Raw genomic sequence first — 22,200 nt, 5'->3', positions numbered from 1 at the left:
AACACAAATGAAAAAGATGACTAATGAATTTTTATTTTAATGAAAAATTAATTATAAAATTGCGCTTTTGAAGATTTTGCATTTGTGGATAATATTCAGGTGCCTTTTCATAGGCTTTTATAGCAAGCCGTGGACGCTCTGTTGCTTCCATGGTAACTCCAAGCTCAAAAAATGCCATGTAATTGCGTAGTTCAAGTTCTATGGCATGATTAAGGTCAAGCATCGCTAATTTAAAATCACTCAGCTGAATGTGAATCCATGCTCGTCTTATCCAAGCGCCAGCATAAGTGGGATCAAGCGCAAGGGCATTGCCTAAGCACGTTGCCCTCTATCATTAAGCGCAAATTTAAAGGGCTTGAGGTGTCTCTTTCTCTAAAAGATCTTCAATGCGCTTTTGAAGATTTTGCATTTGTGGATAATATTCAGGTGCCTTTTCATAGGCTTTTATAGCAAGCCGTGGACGCTCTGTTGCTTCCATGGTAACTCCAAGCTCAAAAAATGCCATGTAATTGCGTAGTTCAAGTTCTATGGCATGATTAAGGTCAAGCATCGCTAATTTAAAATCACTCAGCTGAATGTGAATCCATGCTCGTCTTATCCAAGCGCCAGCATAAGTGGGATCAAGCGCAAGGGCATTGCCTAAGCACGTTGCCCTCTATCATTAAGCGCAAATTTAAAGGGCTTGAGGTGTCTCTTTCTCTAAAAGATCTTCAATGCGCTTTTGAAGATTTTGCATTTGTGGATAATATTCAGGTGCCTTTTCATAGGCTTTTATAGCAAGCCGTGGACGCTCTGTTGCTTCCATGGTAACTCCAAGCTCAAAAAATGCCATGTAATTGCGTAGTTCAAGTTCTATGGCATGATTAAGGTCAAGCATCGCTAATTTAAAATCACTCAGCTGCATGTGAATCCATGCTCGTCTTATCCAAGCTCCAGCATAAGTGGGATCAAGCGCAAGGGCATTGCCTAAGCACGTTGCCCTCTATCATTAAGCGCAAATTTAAAGGGCTTGAGGTGTCTCTTTCTCTAAAAGATCTTCAATGCGCTTTTGAAGATTTTGCATTTGTGGATAATATTCAAGTGCCTTTTTATAGGCTTTTATAGCAAGCCGTGGACGCTCTGTTGCTTCCATGGTAACTCCAAGCTCAAAAAATGCCATGTAATTGCGTGGTTCAAGTTCTATGGCATGGTTAAGGTCAAGCATCGCTAATTTAAAATCACTCAGCTGAATGTGAATCCATGCTCGTCTTATCCAAGCGCCAGCATAAGTGGGATCAAGCGCAAGGGCATTGTCAATGTAATCAAGCGCAAGACCGTAATCGTCAGTATTGATCGCATTTTCAGCCCATGACATTAAAAGATCAATTGTCTCACTGCCCGATTGTAACCATAAACGTTGAAGTTGTTCGCTTATCTTTTTAGCTTCATGAACATCCGCGCAAAACTTTAATTCTTTGAGAAGGTGCAAAATTTCCGCTTCTTTACGCTCTTTCGCTCTGTCAACATGAGATTGGGTGGATGCATCAGAATCTTCAAAAATGGTCACAGCACCATCAGGACTTCTCAGTGTTGAAGAAGGTGGGCTGGGTAAAAGCTCATCTAGCGGTAAAAGCATTTGAGGAGAAGGAGGGTCTTCAGGAAGTGAAGGAGGATCTTTCCCATATCCAGTCGAAACCAAACAAAAACCGCCTGTAGAAACTAAAAAAAATACAACGAAATGCAAAAAACGGAAACGCAAAAAACCTTGTTCAAAAACACAATAATCCTGAAATCGTAAAATTTTTAAAAAAATCAAAAAAAACATCACGAAAAGCCATCAAGCGGTAAATTATTATACAACGAACCTGAAACGCAAAAATAAACCTCCAAGAGAATGAAAAAGACAATGCCTGCTAAAAGGCAAGCACAAAACCATCCCTTATGATAAGCTAATAAGCCATCAAGCTTGACAGAATATCAACCTTGACGTGCTCTAAAACGTGGATTCGTCTTATTGAGGATGTAAATACGACCCTTGCGACGCACCAAACGATTGTTACGGTGCCGCTCCTTTAATGCTTTAAGCGAATTTTTAATTTTCATCATATCCACCGTTTATATATACTCACGCAACCCAATCTTATAATTGAAGTCTTCAAAACATCAATACAACAACACACCGTTCTTTCGTAAACCAGTATGTTGCCTCTCTTGAGAAACCTTTACAACCTGAGAGACTTTTACAGCCATTATCCTCTACACTTTTTTACTGTGATCAAAAAAGAAAAACGCACCCTAAAAATAAAGGCACGCATTAACACATTTCATTAACACAACGAAGAAGTGAAAATTGCAAAAAAACTAGAGCGCTTCTAACAAGAAATCTTCTTTTTGTCAAGGAACTATCCCATCTAAATCCACGAGGATGCATCTAATGGAGAAAAATAAGAGATGCAAAGCAAGAAAATAAGAGATGCAAAAATCTCAAAGATTCTCGTTTTTGATGATATGAGCGGTGAAATACCTGGCATCTCTCATGTAAGAGCAAGGAGAAAATGCATCAACAACAATACAGAAGGGAAAACTGCTGCTTTTCGTTTTTTAAAAACTTAATTAAGCTATAGTTTTTGAGAGAGACAAAGCGTTTGTCGTGCTCACATAAATTTCAAATGTTAGAGCAAGAGAGAAGATTGTAAATCTTTGGTCAAATATATTTAGAAAATGTTCCACAAAGATAGAAAAAATCATCTGCTTCTTTGTGAAGAGATAAATTAAGTTTGCTGCTTTTGTAGCATAATTTATAAAAAATATGGAGAACCTTTTGTTATTACTTGGTATTTTTTTCAGTTATCGAATGTGGCGTTTGTCTCGTTAAAACAAAAGTGATGTGCTGCTAAAGAAGAAGATGATGTGCTGCTAAAGAAGAAGATTATGCCATTAAAGAAAAAATTTTGCGTAAATCTCATCAATGGCGATAATGTCCTTCAAAATTATCTTTTCATGGGGGGATTTCTGTATGCTATTTAAAGAGAAGGAAATGCAAATCATCCATTCTAGGGATTCTTCAATCATAGCTGAGAAGCCATTTTTGCTTTTGGATATGGAGAGACTTCTTTGGTCTGGTAGACTATAAAATTTTGAAGCCTTTGTAAATTTCAGGAGCGTTTCTGATCAAAATACTATGAGGCTTAAGGAACTGTGGATAAAACGCAAGGTGTTCTTGGAGGAAGAGAGCTGGAAATGTTTTTGGAGAAGGTGATAGAGGGCACTTTTAACAAGAAAAAGGGAAGATTTATTCTATCTTGAACAACGGAAAAAAGCAAACAGAGAAAAAGAGGATGTAAGAGATCATAAGAATATAAAATCTATGGTTGTAGAGAACGATTATGAGAAATTTTCCTATAGTTCGAAAGAAATGGAGAATAGCGATGGGGAATTCGTGTCTCAAAGAGGGAAGGTGTTGTGATATTTGGGGGAGGGATGCTTTGGAGAGGTTGTTTTTTGCTGTTTAATCTTCCTTTGGTGGGGTGTTGAGTGGTCTCCCATGCAAAGCTATTCTCCTGTCAAGACTGGGTGGTTGACCCAGTTAATTGGATGACATGTCCCATTTTGCGTAGGGGTTGTACAGAGCTTTTACCATATAAATGAACCGATGTATTTTCTTGTGTGAGAAAATATTTGTATTCACTGAGGTTATGGCCAAGAAGGTTGATCATTTGGCAATTGCTATGGCGGTATGTGCTGCCTAATGGAAGACCGCAAATAGCACGGATATGTTGTTCAAATTGTGAAGTGACACATGCTTTTTGCGTCCAATGACCAGAGTTATGAACACGAGGTGCTAATTCATTTACTAAAAGACGACCATCTATGAGAACAAAAAATTCAATGCAAAGAACACCAACATAATTGAGGGCATCCATTACGCGTGCACTTATTTTTTTGGCTGCATTTTGTACATCAAGCGGAACATGCGAGGGAACAAATGACTTATGAAGAATGCCATTTTTATGCTGATTTTCAGGGCAATCATAAAAAATATGTTGCCCTTGTTGTGTACGGGTCGAAATCACCGAAATTTCCGATAAAAAAGGAACAATCTCTTCCAAAATTAAAGAATGCCCACGAAAAGTCATAAAGGCTTTTTCAAGGGTTTCATCACAGGGGTGATCCAACATCATCTGGTTCTTTCCATCGTAACCAAAACGACGTGTTTTCAAAAGACCACGCTCTCCTAACGCCGAAAGGCTTGAAAGGAGAGATGAAGAATCGTCAACAGCATACCACGATGCTGTCTCTATGCCTTGCTTTTGCAAAAACTGTTTCTCAAAAAGCCGATCTTGCGTAATCTCTAATGTTTTGGAAGAGGGATAAACATTTCTGGCTTTCTCTATGTATTGAACCGTTTGAAGTGAAAGATTTTCAAACTCATAGGTCACAACATCACACATAGAAATAAAACGATCTAATGCAGAACTATCACTATAGGATGCAGCAATATGATCGTTGGCTGTTTGCGCAGCCGGGCAATCTGCTTCAGGGCAAAAAACAACTGTTCGAAATCCTAGTTCTGCTGCTGCTATGGCGAGCATTCGTGCTAACTGTCCTCCGCCTATTAAACCAATTGTATTTTTTGAAGGTAACATAGTAGATGCTGTGTATGTAGCAGATGCTGTGTATGTGGTGGATGCTGTTGGTGTGATGGATGCTGTTGGTGTGGTGGATGCTGCGGGTGTGGTGGATGCTGCGGGTGTGGTGGATGCTGTTGGTGTGGTGGATGCTGTTGGTGTGATGGATGCTGTTGGTGTGGTGGATGCTGCGGGTGTGGTGGATGCTGCGGGTGTGATGGATGCTGCGGGTGTGGTGGATGCTGCGGGTGTGGTGGATGCTGTTGGTGTGATGGATGCTGTGGGTGTGATGGATGCTGTGGGTGTGATGGATGCTGTTGGTGTGATGGATGCTGTTGGTGTGATGGATGCTGTTGGTGTGGTGGATGCTGCGGGTGTGATGGATGCTGCGGGTGTGGTGGATGCTGTGGGTGTGGTGGATGCTGCGGGTGTGGTAGAAGATTCTGTCATTTTAAACCTCAGTTACTGGAGTTTGTGCAACACTGGCTGTTTGTTGCTGACGCCAATCTTGTAACCGCTGTGCGAGTATATCGTCGTAAACAGCCATAACCGCTGCAGCTAGTAGCGCTGCGTTAATAGCACCAGATTTGCCAATCGCTAATGTGCCAACTGGTACACCTGCCGGCATTTGCACAATGGAAAGGAGTGAATCTTGGCCAGATAAAGACTGTGAATGCACTGGAACACCAAAAACAGGAAGAGGTGTTAGCGCTGCTAACATACCAGGAAGATGTGCTGCACCTCCTGCTCCAGCAATCAAAATTTTGAAGCCTGATGCTTTTGCTTCTTTCGCAAATTGGTAAAGACGTTCAGGGGTGCGGTGTGCCGAGATAATATGCGAAATATGAGAAATACCAAGACATGTTAAAATATCCGCGCTATGACGCATCGTTTGCCAATCTGATTGGCTACCCATTAAAATCGCTACATCACATGATTTTTTAGCCATCGTATATCCTTAATTTAAATGTCAAAGGCGATTCTTTTCTCTTATATTCTTGTAAGAGCTTTATATTCCTTTTGCAAAGCTAATTGCTGACACAGAAACAGATTTTTAATCATACTTGTGGGATAAAATACGAAGTTCAAAGATAGAAAATTTACAGGCATTTACAAAAAATTGAAAAAATAGTGATGAGTCCTTCCTTGTTGTAGAAACGGTGATCGGTAGCAAAAAAACCTTTCTATAAAAAATCTAAGCAATTTTAAGTATGTAAATCCCTTCGCGTGTGTAAATTTTAAACCAAAAATCTTAATCACGTTCATTTGCTCTAGAAATATAAATGGGTTAATACAATTATCGACAAAATAAATCTCTTTGTAAAGCGATGTTTAAAACAAGCTTAGAGTTAAAATAATAAAATTTCTTATCATGTTTCAAGAAGAGGGAGGTTAGCAAGATTTGCTATGGAAAAGGATGATCTTGGACGAGATAAAAAAAATTTTTAGCTTGCAAATTATTGCACGAGAATCAGAGCTTGAAAACAAGGATTGCCAAAATATACAAGAATAGGTGGTAAAAATGGGGAATACTTGTCGGAAATCGGTAAATAGATGGAGGTGGGAAGACTTTTAGAAATTATCATGTTTCTTTATTTCATAACGAGAAATGAAAAAATCATAAAATGTAATAACTGTAGCAATGCGATTAATTGGCTTGTAAAAGCAAAAATAGTAGCGAAAACAGGATAAAAATAAGAATACGCCATTGTAAAAATGACCAATATGAAAACTTCAATATTTACAAATGATGCTTATTTTACCGCGCAAGCCATTCTTTCCGAGTTGGAAGATAGATACGCTCTTGTGGGAGTTGATAAAGGGAAGCATAAAACAAAATCTCTTACTGATTTTCCATGCTCCGGTAATACATACAAACTTGTTTCATTTGTTGTCTCAAAAAGATAAAAGTGAAGGAGGAAGCGTTAATAGTAAATGCCTTGTTTCTTTTTTGCCATTTTGTAATGTGTTATACAATTAATAACAAGGAAAGGAGATTTTAGGTCATGTTTCTTCCATTTCTAATTACTTTAGGCGTTGCAATAACTGCAATATCAGGAAAAAAATATTAGTTATGCTTTATGGGCAGTTTTGGTGGTTGTCATTCTTCTCATCTTTAGTTGCCACGCAAATTCTGCTTTAAATTTGTCGTTTTGAGAGAATAAATATGGAATATACCGAACAAAAAGTTATCACTTTATTGTATTCATGAACCTCTTAGGGATTATAGGCTTGTCCGCTGTTTTGGTGGTGGCCTTCTGTTATCGGCTGGTGAAGTTTGAGTTGCCTTGTCCCTTTTTCCTTCTCTAGCAGGCGTTGGATTGATGTTTGCAGGATGTGAGTTCTTGATGAATATTCACCAAAAAGTGAGAAGCAGCCATTATGCCATGGTTATTCTCGGTTGTATGGTCACAAGTGCCATTACTGCAAGGCAGGTCTTTTTGCATATAACATCAGATGATCTTGGATATGGTTCAATGTTCTTTGGGTTGCATTTTTATACTTGGACGTTCATTATCCCCGTTCTTTGTATTGTTGCGGTTGCCGTTGTTATGATTTTAAGTGAAGTGGCGCACAAGTTTAAAGTCTTTTCTCCTTTTCCTATATTAAAAAAAATGGCAAGTGACCTGTTTGCCTTTTTGATTGCAGCAAATTTGATCTCTACTATATTGGAGTGTGGTGGGGGCAGTGTGCCGATGATCCAATAAGATATGAGCTGTTGTCAAATTGGTCTTCTGCAGCATCTTAAAGTGATTTTTCAATAAACCATCCACATATCTATCTTATCTGCATACCTATTTTGATAGTGAGTGATAAGGGAAGAAAAATATGGACAGAGATACCTCTTGTTTGTAAAAACTTTTGAGAGAAATATAATCTAGATTTTGATCTCATTTATGGGATATCGCTTTTATCGGTCCATAACATTGATCTCCTGTATTCTCTTTATGCAAAACTATCTGCAAAACGCTCAAGAACTTTCCGGGGTAAAGACTTAATTACAAGCCTATATAAGACCTATATAAGATGCTTTATCGATTAGGGGATTTTGCGCTTTTAGGATGAAATTTTTATCAATAAACCTTTTAAAATTCTCTCTTATTAAGTTCTTACCGTTTAGCATTCATAAATGCTTCGGAGAGGGGCAGTAAATGCTTTTAAAATTTGGGGTTGTAGATCTGGAAAATTCTTGCTAACTCATTGTTTTTAAGGTATCTTTATAAGAAATGAACCGCTATTTTTATATATTGTTCTCTGCTTTTAAATATCTTCTCCTTGTATGCTCGGCAATATAATTCGTTCTTTTTTCACTTTCATGTTTCAATTTTGTTTTAGAGCCTTTTTGTTGAAAAAGAGGCAGGCATTTTAGCGATGATTCTTAGCAGCAGCCAATAGAGCGAATCGAGAAGAATGTCCGTTATTTTAAGGGTTGTGGCTGTACTGATAAAACACCCAACATAGACGATTTTTAAATTGGGAGTACAGGGAATGATGATCCTCTGGAGGGGTTGTTTGATTGTATTGAGTCTTTGTAGGTGCGCATACATGAAGTGAAGAGGAAATTAGAGTGGGAAAAAAGAGTGATACTGAAAAAATGTATGAAGATTAGTCGAAAAACACATGGTTTTGGGGTGAAACAAAGTGTCGCAAATGAAAAAAATCAAATGGAACAGAGTGTGAAGTGAAAATACCAGAGAACAACTGGAATCAAGGGTGGTAGAATGGATTTGGTGGGAGAATTTTCATGCATTCTGTATGCGCTAAATTGTTATAAAAAATATTCCCATGATATTTTATGGTAAGTCCGTTTTACTATTTTCTGTAAATATTTAAAAGCGTAAAAATGTGAATCTTTAAAAGAGTAAGATAAAGAAATTATGTATTTTGTGTGATTTTGTAGGTGCGCATACATGAAGTGAAGAGGAAATTAGAGTGGGAAAAAAGAGTGATACTGAAAAAATGTATGAAGATTAGTCGAAAAACACATGGTTTTGGGGTGAAACAAAGTGTCGCAAATGAAAAAAATCAAATGGAACAGAGTGTGAAGTGAAAATACCAGAGAACAACTGGAATCAAGGGTGGTAGAATGGATTTGGTGGGAGAATTTTCATGCATTCTGTATGCGCTAAATTGTTATAAAAAATCTGTATGCGCTAAATTGTTATAAAAAATATTCCCATGATATTTTATGGTAAGTCCGTTTTACTATTTTCTGTAAATATTTAAAAGCGTAAAAATGTGAATCTTTAAAAGAGTAAGATAAAGAAATTATGTATTTTGTGTGATTTTGTAGGTGCGCATACATGAAGTGAAGAGGAAATTAGAGTGGGAAAAAAGAGTGATACTGAAAAATGTATGAAGATTAGTCGAAAAACACATGGTTTTGGGGTGAAACAAAGTGTCGCAAATGAAAAAAATCAAATGGAACAGAGTGTGAAGTGAAAATACCAGAGAACAACTGGAGTCGTGGAGTAAACAGGAGGCGTAAAAAGCTTGTGGGAATGCTTCGATTGTCTCTTGATGAATCCGCGCAAAAGTCGGTTCCATCATTGATGGCGTTGAGGGAATAAGGCTTTTGCAAAGTATCAGAGAACAAACGTAAAAATAAAAACCTCTACTCTTTGTTGAATTTTGTTCACAAAACCAACAAAATAGAGTATGAACGCTGAAAAATAACGCACATCCTAAAAAATACGTGTACTATAAAGGAAATTGTTTTTTATGTCAAAAGAAGAAGTTTTGGAATTTTCTGGTATTGTGACCGAACTCTTGCCAAATGCAATGTTTCGTGTGAAATTAGAAAATGATCATGAAATTATTGCCCATACCGCTGGAAGAATGCGCAAAAATCGCATTCGCGTGTTGGCCGGTGATAAAATTATGGTAGAAATGACTCCTTATGATTTGACAAAAGGACGTATTATATATCGCTATAAGTAAGTCATCAGCAGTGCCCATTTTCTATCAAAGAAGTTGTATTGGTTCTAAAATACTTTGATGTCTTCTTATAACTGAAAAATAAAAAAACAAAAGATAAAGTAGTCTGAGAAATATGTAAAAGGTAGTTGTGGTGTTAAGAAAATTGGGTGGTGGATTGAAAGCATTCCGAGGGGGATAACGAGGGGGGCTAAAATGAGCAACTTAAAGAAAATCTTCTTAAGAAAACAGAATTTGTCAGAAAATCTTGTTCAAGAAACCCAATTGATACTGGCTTCCGCTTCGCCGCGTCGTTTGATACTCCTAGCGCAAATAGGTCTTGACCCTCATGAGGTGTATGCAACAAATATCGACGAAACACCAAAATTAAGAGAACATCCTGCAAATCTTGCAAAACGTTTGGCAAAAGAAAAAGCGCTTAAAGCACAAGAAATTTTGTTATCGCGTAATCAAAATGGGCAAGGGGAAAAAATACAGAAAACTGTTATCTTGGCTGCTGATACGGTAGTAGCTGTGGGGCGCACCATTCTTCCTAAACCAGAAGGTGAAGACGAGGCTTATGAATGTTTGAGATACCTTTCTGGGCGTTCGCACAAGGTCTATGGTGCCGTTTGTGCAATAAATGAACGTGGAAAAGTAACCGTAAAATTGGTTGAAAGTCGTGTCCGTTTTAGACGCTTAACCTCTTCCATGATGAAGGCTTACCTTGCTTCCGATGAATGGGAAGGAAAAGCCGGTGGTTACGCTATTCAGGGAAAAGCCGGTGCTTTCGTTATCCATATGGATGGTTCTTATTCCAATGTGGTTGGTTTACCGTTGGCTGAAACAGTCGATCTCTTGACCGCTTATCACTACCCACTTTTTACGCACTGGGCTGAAGAAACGCATTAGAAAAACTTTAAGCAAGGTCAAAAACAATAAAACAGAAAAAAATAAAGTAAAACCTGCAAACTGATAACAAAGATAAAAAATGTTAAAAGAGCAAGACTTAATGCAAATAAAAACACCTCCGGTCCGTCCCCCACATCCTTGTCCGATTTGTGGTCAGATGGCACAACAAAACGCCTATCCTTTCTGTTCAACACGATGCAGAGCTATTGATCTCAATCGATGGCTTTCTGGTGCTTATATTATACCGACGCTGCCGCAAAAAAGTGATGAAGAAGAATAGAAATTTTTTATGAGAAAAAATAAAATAATTATAAAAATATTTTTTCTTTTACTGTACATATTTAATATTATTTTTATTTAATATTCTATTATATAAATATTTTTTAAATAAAAGTTATGACAAATACTCTTTGTTTTACTGTTAATTACATGTAGTAAAATATGATTTTTAAAAATCAAAAGGTATATTTTCTTTCATTTAAATTAAATTCATTAATAATAATGTACTGATGTTGTTGTTTTAATTGTAAGGATGTGCTGGCGAGGATATGCTTGCAAGGCTGTGTTGGTGACGCTGTAAGGGAGTTACAGTTTTTATTTAAATAATGATAGTACGTCTTTTGCTCCCTCTTGCTATAAGGCTTGTGAGAACCCATATTCTTTTTACACTATGGTTCTTCTTCATGGGGCATAATTTGCGGTGCTTGGTGGGGTTATCGATCCTTTGAAGATGCCTCTTTGTGGAATGTTGGGAGAGTTTAAAGTGCGGCGGTAGTTTAAGTTGAAGGAAAAAAAATGAACCTAGAAAAATATAGTGAACGATTGCAAGGTTTTTTACAATCAGCACAAAATAGCGCGCTCTCTTCTGATCATCAGCAGTTTATGCCGGAGCATCTGTTGAAAGTACTGTTAGACGATTCTCAAGGGTTGGCAGAATCACTTATCAAAAAAGCGGGTGGTGATCTTGCTCTTATTCGAAAAGCGCTTAACGAAGCGCTTGATGCGTTGCCTAAAGTACAAGGGGGTAATGGACAACTCTATTTGACTCAGCCGTTGGCAAAAGTATTTAACATGGCGGAAGAGTTGGCAAAAAAAGCTGGTGATCAGTTTGTTACTGTGGAGCGTGTGTTGCAAGCACTGATCATGGAAAAAACCGCAAAAACCGCTGATATTCTCACAAGCGGAGGGGTGACAGAGAAAACCCTTAATCAGGCTATTAATGATTTGCGGAAGGGAAAAACAGCAATAAGCCCCCATGCCGAAAGCCAATATGATGCTCTGCAAAAATATGCTCGTGATTTGACAAAAGAGGCTCGTGAAGGAAAACTAGATCCTGTTATTGGGCGGGAAGAAGAAATCCGCCGAACTATTCAGGTGCTTTCACGGCGTACCAAAAATAATCCTGTGCTGATCGGCGAACCAGGGGTGGGGAAAACAGCTATCGTGGAAGGATTAGCATTGCGTATTGTTAATGGCGATGTGCCTGAAACTTTGCGTGATAAACAGCTGCATGCCCTCGATATGGGAGCGCTTATCGCTGGTGCAAAGTATCGTGGAGAATTCGAAGAGCGTCTCAAAGCAGTGCTGGCAGAGGTGCAAGCCGAAAATGGTCAAATTATACTCTTTATCGATGAATTGCATAATCTCGTTGGTGCTGGAAAATCCGATGGACCTATGGATGCTTCTAACCTGCTGAAACCTGCACTGGCACGCGGAGAACTCCATTGTGTGGGGGCTACTACGCTTGATGAATACCGAAAATATGTTGAAAAAGATGCTGCTCTTGCACGACGATTCCAGCCTGTCTTTGTACCTGAACCAAACCTGGAAGATACCATATCTATTTTGCGCGGTATTAAAGAAAAATATGAACAGCACCACAAAGTACGCTTGGCAGACAGTGCACTGATTGCGGCGGCGCGTTTGTCTAACCGCTATATTACAGATCGATTCTTGCCTGATAAAGCCATCGATCTTATCGATGAAGCAGCAGCGCGGTTGAGGATGCAAGTCGATTCAAAACCAGAAGAACTCGATGTGATTGATCGGCGTATTTTACAATTGAAGATCGAACGTGAAGCTTTGAAAACAGATGTCGAGCCAACTGCGAAAGAACGCTTGAAAACCGTGCAGGATGAACTCAAAACATTGGAACAACAGTCTAGAGAAATGACAACCGCTTGGCAGGCTGAAAAACAAAAATTAGGGCATGCTGCTGATTTGAAAAAACAACTCGAAGAAGCCCGAAATGCTCTGGCTGTTGCACAACGTGATGGACAATTCCAAAAAGCTGGAGAGCTCGCTTATAGCGTGATCCCTGAACTCGAAAAACAATTGAGAATCGCTGAAAATGATGATCAACAAAATCATCTCGTTGAAGAAACAGTTACAGCTGAACATGTAGCACGAATTGTATCACGATGGACCGGTATTCCTGTTGATCGAATGATGGAGGCAGAACGTGAGGCGCTGTTGCGGATGGAAGATGAAATCAGCAAACGTGTGATTGGTCAGGGCGAAGCTGTTCAAGCTGTTTCTCGCGCTGTACGCCGAGCTCGTGCGGGGTTGCAAGATCCTAATCGCCCGATTGGTTCTTTCATGTTCTTAGGCCCTACAGGGGTGGGAAAAACAGAATTAACAAAAGCTCTCGCCGCTTTTCTTTTCCAGGACTCCAATGCAATGTTGCGCATCGATATGTCTGAATATATGGAAAAGCATGCTGGCGCACGTCTGATCGGGGCGCCGCCCGGATATGTCGGATATGAAGAAGGGGGCGTGCTGACTGAAGCTGTACGCAGAAGACCTTATCAGGTCATTCTGTTCGACGAAATTGAAAAAGCACATCATGATATTTTTAATCTCTTATTGCAAGTGCTCGATGAGGGACGTTTGACTGATAGTCAAGGACGCACTGTCGATTTTCGAAATACTTTGCTGATTATGACTTCTAATCTGGGTGCTGAATTTTTAACCGCTTTGCCTGAAGGACAAACAACTGATCAGGCGAAAAATGATGTCATGAATGTCGTCAAAGCGGCTTTTCGTCCTGAATTTTTAAACCGTATTGATGAGATTATTCTCTTTCAAAGATTACAACGCAAAGGTATGGAAGCTATCGTCGATATTCAGATAGAACAATTGCAAAATTTGCTCAATGAACGAAAAATAACTTTGCAAATCGAGCCAGAGGTGAGAAAATTTCTTGCCGATAAAGGCTATGATCCCCTCTATGGGGCACGTCCGCTAAAACGGATTATACAAAAAGAAATTCAAGATCCACTGGCAGAAAACATCTTATTTGGAAAAATTCACGATGAAACAACCGTCAAAATTGCAAAAGAAGGGGATAAGATGACTTTTTTGCCTGAGGATTAAAACTCTCATGAGAAAAGGCTGTCTGTGGGGTAGAGGATTGTCTTTGAGGCGGAAAGTTGCCTGTGGGATAGAGTATTTTTATGAGATAGACGAAAAATGATAGTGAGAACATAAAAAACTTGACAAGGTAAATCTTAATAGGTATCATAATAATACAATGGGAATTTTGCACTTTTTGCAAAGTGGACAGGATGGCCGGATCGGAGGAAGTCTTTTGTAAAGAGTGATGCCTGTTAGGGTTTTGCCTGTTAGGGTTTTGCCTGTTAGGGTTTTGCCTGTTAGGGTTTTGCCTGTTAGGGTTTTGCCTGTTAGGGTTTTGCCTGTTAGGGTTTTGCCTGTTAGGGTTTTGCCTGTTAGGGTTTTGCCTGTTAGGGTTTTGCCTGTTAGGGTTTTGCCTGTTAGGGTTTTGCCTGTTAGGGTTTTGCCTGTTAGGGTTTTTTCTAGAGTCTGTGAGATTGCGAATTTTGTACTTGTCAGAATGATGAGTCAAAATGGTTCGTTGTATGTCTTCTCAGTGGAGATGTGTGGTGATAAGCAACGGTCAGTTTATAACCTAACGGTCGTATAATCCATTGAATTTTAATTGGTTTATCGAAGATTTGTGCGTTCATCAATTGAAATTTATTGTAACGTCAGCAACTTTCTATGTGGTTGAAAGATGTTCAAGGGATGTATTTCTCTGAACAAGGAAATGGCTTGGAAAAGCTTTGTATGATGATACATTTTTGCTAATCATTTGCTAGGTGATTTTGCTGTATGCTTACGCAAAGAGGGGGAGAGGTGTAGGTGTTTTTTGTTTTTTATGAGAGAATTTTCTTCCTATTCTCTATCTGATGTTTTCTCTTCTAGAATAGCGTTTAAAATAGCGTTCCTTTTTTTTACATTTTATGCTCATTTGGTGAGGGTGGAAAAAATTTGTCTGTTTCTTTCGAGAATAAAGGGAATTATCGTAATGAAAGGGAGAATCTTGTAATAAAAAAGGAAAAAAGACTTTCATTGAATTATCTGACAAAGGATTATCACAATATATCATCATATTGTCTTAAACTATCTGAATGATTTTGATCTTTGATCAAAAGGATTTTGGTTGTTTTTGAAATTTCGTGCTGATTTTTGATGCTTTTTTTGTCGTTGGATGTGCTTTTCTTTATTTAAAGGAACATCATGATGGCAGATGAACGTCGCCTTCCTTTACGCCGAAGAGGTCGTCCAAAAGGTGCTTTGAATAAAACAACAAAGCGGTTTAATGAAGCCCTTCTTACAGCTGCTGAGCAAGCTGGATATCACTATGGTAAGGATGGGTTGGTATCTTATCTTGAATATCATGTCTTGAATATCATGCACTGAATAATCCTGTACCTTTTTTTTCACTTCTGGCTAAGGTGTTGCCTCTGCAGGTGATGGGAGAAACAGGAGGCGATGTTACAGCAGTTTCATGTGTTGAGATTGTGCCGGTAAGGGCAAAGGATGCGGTGTCTTTAGAGCAGGAAACTGAAGATCGTGATGCTTGAGGATTTTGATGCTTTTTTTGTTGTGGGATGTGCTTTTCTTTATTTAAAGGAACATCATGATGGCAGATGAACGTCGCCTTCCTTTACGCCGAAGAGGTCGTCCAAAAGGTGCTTTGAATAAAACAACAAAGCGGTTTAATGAAGCCCTTCTTACAGCTGCTGAGCAAGCTGGATATCACTATGGTAAGGATGGGTTGGTATCTTATCTTGAATATCATGCACTGAATAATCCTGTACCTTTTTTTTCACTTCTGGCTAAGGTGTTGCCTCTGCAGGTGATGGGAGAAACAGGAGGCGATGTTACAGCAGTTTCACGTGTTGAGATTGTGCCGGTAAGGGCAAAGGATGCGGTGTCTTTAGAGCGGGAAACTGAAGATCGTGATGCTTGAGGATTTTGATGCTTGGTGAGATTTTTCAAGATTGTGGCGCTTTAGGATCGCTATTTTTAAAGCGTGCTGTTTTTTGAAAGATCATTGTGCTTGAGGATTCATGAAAACTGCGCAAATTGCTCTTATTCCAAAGCTGCTTCCTGTTTTTACTGGAAAGGCTGATGTGCGTGCTGCTTGGGGAGGACGAGGGTCTGGGAAAACACGTTCTTTTGCCCTTATGTCTTCTGTGATCGGATATCGACATGGAAAGGCTGGAGAACGTGGAATTATTCTGTGTGCACGGCAATTTCAAAATTCGCTCAATGAAAGTTCGTTGGAGGAAATTAAACGCGCAATTGAAGCTTATCCTTTTCTACAGGACTATTATGAAGTGGGCGATAAGTATATTAAGTCAAAAGATGGACGTATTGTATATGTTTTCGCTGGACTTGATCGCAATATCGCAAGCATTAAATCAATGGGACGCGTTTTTTTATGCTGGGTGGATGAGGCGGAGCCCGTGACCGAAACTGCTTGGCAAACACTTATTCCAACGCTGCGTGAAGAAGGAAAAGATTGGAATGCCGAATTATGGGTGACATGGAACCCTTGTCGTGAAAATGCACCCGTGGAAAAACGTTTCCGAAATGTCGACGATCCAAACATCAAAGGCGTGGAAATCAATTGGCGTGATAATCCTCAATTCCCTGAAAAACTCAATCGAGATCGCAAGGCGGATTTAGCACAGCGACCTGAACAGTATAATCATATTTGGGAAGGTGAATATATGCAAGCTGTTCAAGGTGCTTATTACCAAAAAGCACTGCTGGAAGCAGAGCAGGAAGGGCGTATTACCAATGTGCCACGTGATCCGTTGATGCAGATCAGAATTTTTTGGGATATCGGCGGAACAGGGGCAAAGGCTGATGCGACAGCTTTGTGGGTGGCACAATTTGTTGGGCGTGAAATTCGCGTGCTTGATTATTATGAAGCTCAAGGACAACCTCTATCGGAACATGTGGGGTGGGTGTTTCAAAGGGGATATCAAAAGGCATTGATGGTCTTGCCACATGATGGCGCTACAAAAGATCGGGTTTATAATGTCAGTTTTGAAAGTGCTCTACAACAGGCTGGATTTCAAACCAAAGTGATACCTAATCAAGGGATGGGAGCGGTCAAAATGCGTATTGAAGCCGTAAGGCGATTGTTTCCTGCTATATGGTTTAACCGTGAAACAACGCAAGTGGGGCGAAAAGCGCTTGCTTGGTATCACGAAAAACGTGATGAACAACGTAATATCGGACTGGGCGCAGAACATGATTGGGCAAGTCATGGTGCAGACAGTTTCGGACTCATGTGTGTGGCTTATGAACAGCCACATGTAAGGCCTAAAAAAAAGGCTTATCGTTTTTCTCACCATTCTCAAACTTCATGGATGGCTTTCTAAATGAATATTTTTACAAATTCTTGTGATCCCTTAGAGACGATCGAAAACCAAGCACTCTTTAAAAAACTCGTTGGTTGGTATCAGGATGATATTGCACATGTCGAGCAGTGGCGAAAAAATGCCCAAGAAGACTACGATTTTTATAATGGGAGGCAATGGAATGAGCAAGATCTTGCTGTGTTGCGTGAACAAAATAGACCAGTGATGACCTTTAATCGGATTGCTCCATTGATTAATGCTGTGATCGGTACGGAGCGCAATAACAAACGACAAGTGCAATTTATTCCACGTCAAGAAGGTGCAGCATTTGCAAACCAGATCCTCACAGGAGCAGCCGAATGGTTTCGCGATGAAGCAGGAGGAGAGTATGAAGATTCTGATGCCTTTCAAGATGCTATAATTTGTGGAATGGGGTGGACAGATACACGTCTCGATTATGAAGAAGATCCACAAGGAAAACCCGTTATTGCACGATTAGATCCTATGAAAATGGTCTGGGATGCTAGTGCGGTGAAGCCTAATCTTATCGATGCGCAGCATGTGTGGTATATTGATGAAAAACCACTGAACTTTGCTCAGGAAATGTTTCCTCATGTCCATTGGGCCGATCTTAATGCAGATTGGGTTGAAAATCATACATTTTTTCACAAAACAAACAGCAGCGATATGCAAAAATATCGTGGAAATGTTGAGGAAGATGGAAGTTATCAACGGCCTAAAATGGTCACATTGGCTGAATGCCGATGGTTCGAGCGTGAACCTGTTTATAAAGTCATCGATCCATTAAGCGGAAAATTTATCAATTATTCTGAGAAAGATTTCCAAAAATTAAAGAAAGAGTTTCCTGAAATAAAAGCAACGAGGATGACTAGAAAAATTGTCAAACGTGCCTTTTTGGGAAAAAAATTGCTCGATGCTCCTGATAAGCCTTTGGTACCATCTAATCAATTGGGATGGGAGTGTATTACTGGCACTTTTGATAAATTAAGCAGACAATTTTATGGTATTGTGAAACCAACAAAAGATCCGCAACGATGGGCAAATAAATATTTTAGTCAAGTGATGCATTTGCTAAATAGCCAGTCAAAAGGCGGAATCATGGCTGAACGCGACGCCTTCGATGATGATCGACAAGCAACAGAAAGTTGGGCGAGGGCCGATAGTATTACTTGGCTTAAAAGTGGTGCAGTCTCTGGAGGTAGAATTCAGCCTAAACCCGTTGCACAATTTCCACAAGGATTTTTCCATCTGTTTAATGAAGCAAAGAGCGCACTCGAACAAGTGACCGGGTTGTCTTCAGAATTTATTGGAACAAGAGCCGTAAATCAACCAGGAATACTCGAAGAACAACGCAGACAGTCGTCACTCAATTTGTTGGCTTCTTTCTTTGATGGTTTGCGTCGATATCGACAACGACAGGGGAAAATTATTCTCTATCTTATTCAAAATTATCTTTCTGATGGACGATTGGTGCGTATTGCTGGTGAGGAAAATGCCCAATATGTGCCGCTAACAAGGGAAGTTATCACTAGTTTGGAATATGATATTGTTGTCGATGATGCTCCAACAAGTCTCAATGAAAAAGAACGCACATTTGCTGTTATTATGCAATTGCTACCTTTGATGCAGAGTTTCACAACACCTGAGATTATGCTCGATCTTTTACGCTATTCACCTTTGCCAGCATCGCTTATCCATAAAATTGCTATCAAATCGCAAACTCAAACTTTAGACGAGAAAAGCCATCATTTGCAAAATAGTGGCCAGGGTGGAGAAATCCTTGGGAGTAATGCTGGAGTAGAACAGATGGTGCAAGCTCTTTTGCAGAGAGAAAATGCGCAATAATAAACTGATTCATTTGAAAAAATATTATTTTATTGTTTGAAAAAGAGAAGGCTAACAGTATGGATCAAGAACATTTAACGCCAGAAGAACAAAGCCAATTGAAACAGGGGGAGATTTCAGGAACTCAACAGGAAGAAGACAGAAAAAGCGAACTGGGAGAAAATTTTCAAGGTGAGCAAAATGGATATCAACAACAGCAGTCATTGCAAGAAGACATGCCGGAAAAAGATATTCAAAAGGAACTCGAAAGTGATGTACCACCAGATCCGAAAAAAGATTTTATGGGTTATATACAATGGTTGGGAAAAGCACTACACAAACAGGAGGCGTTGCTCTCTAAACAAGCACCTGCACAAAGTTCTGAAGTACAACAGTTGCAGAATTTTTATCAGCAATCCGTTGTTAGTGTTAAACAAAAGCATCATGATTTTGATGAAGCCGCCGATTTTATTTATGATACACGGGCAAAGCAGTTGGCCGCTTATGCTTCGCTATATCCTGAAATGGCAGATCCAAAGGTTGTGGACACGATAATTGGTAATGAATTAAAGCAAATATTGCGTGATTGTGCGAAGAAAAAACAAAATCCTGCAGAGGTGATCTATTCTATTGCGCAAAAAATTGGCTACACAAATATTTCAAATAATACCTCAAAATATGAGGGTGAAAATTTGCAGAAAATGCAAAATTCTGCACGTACACTTGCAGCTCATAACGGTTTGACTACAAAGGGGTCTCTTTCTTTGGATATGCTCGATAAAATGTCGGAGAGAGAATTTAGTAATTGGGTTAGTGAGCCAAAAAACAAGGCTGCTTTTAATCGCCTAATGGGAGGTAGGGAAGCTTAAAGAGTGCAAATACGTGGCCAGGAAACTTTTGAGGGTGATGTATTGGCTGTATTTAAGGCGAATATATTGAGAACTTTTGAAGCACATGCGTTGAGAGTTTTCGGGATGGCTATGTGAGGCGAGGGGGAAATGCGATGAGGGAATTTCGCAAGGGGGGAGAAATAGACTTTCAACAAAAATTATACAAAAAATAAAACACATGATCCACCATCGGAAAATAAGTGATGTGGAATGTTAACAACCGGGACTTTACCGGTTTTTTTTATGTCAACTAACTTTTAGAGGATAAAATGACCGTAACTCATATCGGACTGAATGACCCAATGGCAGTGCGCACATGGTCTAAACTATTGAACCAGGAAGTTTCAAAAGCAATTCCTATTGCACCGTTGATCGGGAATGATTCAAATAGTATCATACAATTAAAAGAGGAAACCACGAAAGCAAGTGGGGATGCGATTAGCTTTAATTTACGCGTCCAGTTGCTCGGTGATGGAGTAAGTGAAGGACAGGAACTTGAGGGCAATGAAGAAGCTCTCCAATTCCTTCATGATCGCTTGACTATCAATGAACTTGTTCATGCGGTGCGTGTTAAGAATGAAGGGACTATTGATCAACAGCGTATTCTGCATGATTTGCGTACCGAAGCCAAAAATGGCTTGGTTGATTGGTATGCGGATCGTCTTAGTATGATGTTCTTCATTCAAGTTTGCGGATATACCGCAAAAACCATTAACTTTGAAGGACGCACGATAACCCTTAAACCTGTTCATTACGGGTTTAATGATCCAACTGCACCAACCGATAAACGCGTTGTGCGTCCTAATGGAAAAACAAAAGATGAAGACTTGAAAGAAAATGATGTCTTCAATCTTAAGTTGATTGATAAAGCTGTTGAACGCGCTAAGCTGGCAAATCCCAAAATTAGACCTGTACGTGTCGATGGGGAAAATGTTTATGTGCTTTATCTACATCCAACACAGGTTACGCAATTGCGAACAAATACAGATGCCGGACAATGGCTCGACATTACGAAGGCAATCTACAGTGGAAACCGTCTTAAAAACCCACTTTATGATGGTTCTTTGGGTATGTATAATGGTGTTGTTTTGCGTGAGGCTGAACATGTTACTGAAGGTGTTGAGTCAGGTTCAACAAGTAAAGCAGCGCCAAAAAATGTTGCTGAAGATGTCGAGTCAGGTCCAACAAATAAAGCAGTGTCAAATGTGCGTCGTGCCGTTTTGCTAGGGGCACAAAGCGCTGTTATTGCTTTTGGAAAAAACCGCGGCGCTACACGTTATAAATTGGTGGAAGAGTTGTTCGATTATGAACGAGAGTTTGGTGTTGCAGCAAAAACAATTATCGGTATGAAAAAAACATGCTTCAATTTGCCAGGAAGCGCACAAGGGATCCAGGATTTTGCTACCATCGTGATTCCAACTTATGGAGCACCTGCTTAAAGGTATTCGTGAAGACATGCAAATGCTTCCCCTAAAACAGAAAAATCTGCTTGGGGGGAGATGCATAAAATGTTGCATACATAAAAGGATTATGACTGCTCATGACCATTTTGCCTACAGACAACAATCTCCCGCACGCAGATCATTCTAAAATTTTCGCTTCTATGGTCGCGCTTATTCAAGATGAAATTGATGACACAACAGATGAATATTCTGTGCAAATTCGAGATTCCATTTTTGCCGCTTTGCGTTTATGTGAACGAGAACCATTTTTCTTTAGTGAAAAAAGGAAAATGAGTTTTAAAACACAACCAAAAAAAACATGGTATGGTCAAGAAGAAGGCGTTTTTATTGAATCAGAAAAAGCTTTGGAGCGCGTCATTTTAGGAACAAATTATGCAACACAAACACCATTGCTTTTTAAATCTGTAGAGGCATTGCAAAAGCAATATGGATTACATCCTGTACAAGGAACACCCATCTTTTATACTTACCGTAATCAAAAAATAGGACTATTTCCAACACCAAAACAGGTTGAAACTGTGCGCATTTTTCATACTCCTCTTTGTTCGGGAGATGAACAAATGATGGAGGAGGATAATCCTTGGTTTATTCATGCATTTGATCTTATTAAAGCACGTGCAAAATATGAGCTTCACAAAAATATTCTCAAAGATCCTGAATATGCGGCTGTTTCTTTTAGAGATTATCAAGAACAGCTCCAAGCTTTGCGATTGGAAACATCGCGCCGAAAAGGTTCTTCAAATATTTTGCCAATGCAGTTTTAAAGAGCCTTTGGTTGATGCTGGTGGCTTCTTACGTGTAAACACATCAATGTGTTTGTTTTTTCTATAATTTGAGCTTTATGCCTTTGTTACAGAGTTTTATCTCAAGGGCTTTCGTAGTTTAA

The 22,200-nt window shown here is 39.4% G+C and carries 19 protein-coding genes and 4 pseudogenes; 16 read left to right on the top strand and 7 right to left on the bottom strand.

The features are described 5' to 3' along the window. Positions 1–31: 31 nt before the first annotated feature. The 6 genes and pseudogenes from V4B17_RS05825 to V4B17_RS05800 form a co-directional block, all read right to left on the bottom strand. A complete protein-coding gene (locus V4B17_RS05825; RefSeq protein ID WP_455480195.1) occupies positions 32–271 on the bottom strand; it encodes a hypothetical protein in 240 nt (79 codons plus the stop codon). A 75-nt stretch (positions 272–346) separates the two neighbouring features. Further along, positions 347–643: pseudogene (locus V4B17_RS05820) on the bottom strand (hypothetical protein); the annotation flags it as partial. Between the two features lie 30 nt (positions 644–673). After that, positions 674–970: pseudogene (locus V4B17_RS05815) on the bottom strand (hypothetical protein); the annotation flags it as partial. A 30-nt stretch (positions 971–1,000) separates the two neighbouring features. Further along, complete coding sequence (locus V4B17_RS05810; protein ID WP_455479222.1) at positions 1,001–1,804, bottom strand: tetratricopeptide repeat protein; 804 nt, start codon at positions 1,802–1,804, stop codon at positions 1,001–1,003. 152 nt (positions 1,805–1,956) lie between these two features. Further along, positions 1,957–2,082, bottom strand: coding sequence for a type B 50S ribosomal protein L36 (gene ykgO, locus V4B17_RS05805; RefSeq protein ID WP_013545486.1), 126 nt, complete (start codon positions 2,080–2,082; stop codon positions 1,957–1,959). Positions 2,083–3,542: 1,460 nt separating this feature from the next. Then, positions 3,543–4,625 carry a 5-(carboxyamino)imidazole ribonucleotide synthase gene (locus V4B17_RS05800; protein WP_455479221.1) on the bottom strand — a complete coding sequence of 361 codons (1,083 nt, stop codon included), beginning with the start codon at positions 4,623–4,625 and terminating at the stop codon, positions 3,543–3,545. Between the two features lie 10 nt (positions 4,626–4,635). Here V4B17_RS05800 and V4B17_RS05795 point away from each other — a divergent pair, with 10 nt between their 5' ends. Further along, a complete protein-coding gene (locus tag V4B17_RS05795; protein ID WP_455479220.1) occupies positions 4,636–5,121 on the top strand; it encodes a hypothetical protein in 486 nt (161 codons plus the stop codon). Here the strand turns inward: V4B17_RS05795 and purE are convergent. After that, a complete protein-coding gene (gene purE, locus V4B17_RS05790) occupies positions 5,059–5,556 on the bottom strand; it encodes a 5-(carboxyamino)imidazole ribonucleotide mutase (protein ID WP_455479219.1) in 498 nt (165 codons plus the stop codon). The two genes, V4B17_RS05795 and purE, sit on opposite strands and share 63 nt — an antisense overlap. 1,145 nt (positions 5,557–6,701) lie before the next feature. Between purE and V4B17_RS05785 the strand changes: the two genes are divergently transcribed. The 15 genes and pseudogenes from V4B17_RS05785 (at position 6,702) to V4B17_RS05715 (ending at position 22,078) form a co-directional block, all read left to right on the top strand. Then, on the top strand, positions 6,702–6,764 hold the full coding sequence (locus tag V4B17_RS05785) for a hypothetical protein (RefSeq protein WP_455480194.1): 63 nt from the start codon (positions 6,702–6,704) through the stop codon (positions 6,762–6,764). 51 nt (positions 6,765–6,815) lie between these two features. Continuing rightward, a pseudogene (locus V4B17_RS05780) lies at positions 6,816–7,356 on the top strand (disulfide bond formation protein B). 1,690 nt (positions 7,357–9,046) lie between these two features. Beyond that, positions 9,047–9,178 (top strand): hypothetical protein, encoded by a 132-nt coding sequence (locus V4B17_RS05775; RefSeq protein WP_455479218.1) that lies wholly within the window; start codon positions 9,047–9,049, stop codon positions 9,176–9,178. Positions 9,179–9,329: 151 nt separating this feature from the next. Next, positions 9,330–9,548 (top strand): translation initiation factor IF-1, encoded by a 219-nt coding sequence (infA, locus tag V4B17_RS05770; protein ID WP_004856585.1) that lies wholly within the window; start codon positions 9,330–9,332, stop codon positions 9,546–9,548. A gap of 192 nt (positions 9,549–9,740) precedes the next feature. Next, complete coding sequence (locus V4B17_RS05765) at positions 9,741–10,436, top strand: Maf family nucleotide pyrophosphatase (protein WP_455479217.1); 696 nt, start codon at positions 9,741–9,743, stop codon at positions 10,434–10,436. Positions 10,437–10,515: 79 nt separating this feature from the next. Next, positions 10,516–10,716: a DNA gyrase inhibitor YacG gene (gene yacG, locus V4B17_RS05760; protein ID WP_455479216.1), complete on the top strand. Its 201-nt coding sequence runs from the start codon at positions 10,516–10,518 to the stop codon at positions 10,714–10,716. 515 nt (positions 10,717–11,231) lie between these two features. Next, positions 11,232–13,811: an ATP-dependent chaperone ClpB gene (gene clpB / locus V4B17_RS05755; protein WP_455479215.1), complete on the top strand. Its 2,580-nt coding sequence runs from the start codon at positions 11,232–11,234 to the stop codon at positions 13,809–13,811. Positions 13,812–14,037: 226 nt separating this feature from the next. Next, complete coding sequence (locus V4B17_RS05750) at positions 14,038–14,379, top strand: hypothetical protein (protein ID WP_455479214.1); 342 nt, start codon at positions 14,038–14,040, stop codon at positions 14,377–14,379. 599 nt (positions 14,380–14,978) lie between these two features. Beyond that, positions 14,979–15,322 (top strand): annotated as a pseudogene (locus V4B17_RS05745) (hypothetical protein). A gap of 59 nt (positions 15,323–15,381) precedes the next feature. After that, positions 15,382–15,711 (top strand): hypothetical protein, encoded by a 330-nt coding sequence (locus V4B17_RS05740; RefSeq protein WP_455480193.1) that lies wholly within the window; start codon positions 15,382–15,384, stop codon positions 15,709–15,711. Between the two features lie 100 nt (positions 15,712–15,811). Further along, positions 15,812–17,137, top strand: coding sequence for a PBSX family phage terminase large subunit (locus tag V4B17_RS05735; RefSeq protein WP_455479213.1), 1,326 nt, complete (start codon positions 15,812–15,814; stop codon positions 17,135–17,137). After that, a complete protein-coding gene (locus tag V4B17_RS05730) occupies positions 17,138–18,982 on the top strand; it encodes a portal protein (RefSeq protein WP_455479212.1) in 1,845 nt (614 codons plus the stop codon). It abuts the gene before it with no gap. Between the two features lie 59 nt (positions 18,983–19,041). Next, positions 19,042–19,830, top strand: a complete 789-nt coding sequence (locus V4B17_RS05725) for a hypothetical protein (protein ID WP_455479211.1) — start codon at positions 19,042–19,044, stop codon at positions 19,828–19,830. A gap of 290 nt (positions 19,831–20,120) precedes the next feature. Then, positions 20,121–21,290, top strand: coding sequence for a N4-gp56 family major capsid protein (locus V4B17_RS05720; RefSeq protein WP_455479210.1), 1,170 nt, complete (start codon positions 20,121–20,123; stop codon positions 21,288–21,290). Between the two features lie 101 nt (positions 21,291–21,391). Continuing rightward, on the top strand, positions 21,392–22,078 hold the full coding sequence (locus tag V4B17_RS05715) for a hypothetical protein (protein WP_455479209.1): 687 nt from the start codon (positions 21,392–21,394) through the stop codon (positions 22,076–22,078). The last annotated feature ends 122 nt before the right edge of the window (positions 22,079–22,200 follow it).

Source organism: Bartonella sp. B23, from assembly GCF_053793815.1.
Note: the sequence above shows the minus strand (reverse complement) of the source record. Positions and strands in the feature narration are given on the sequence as shown.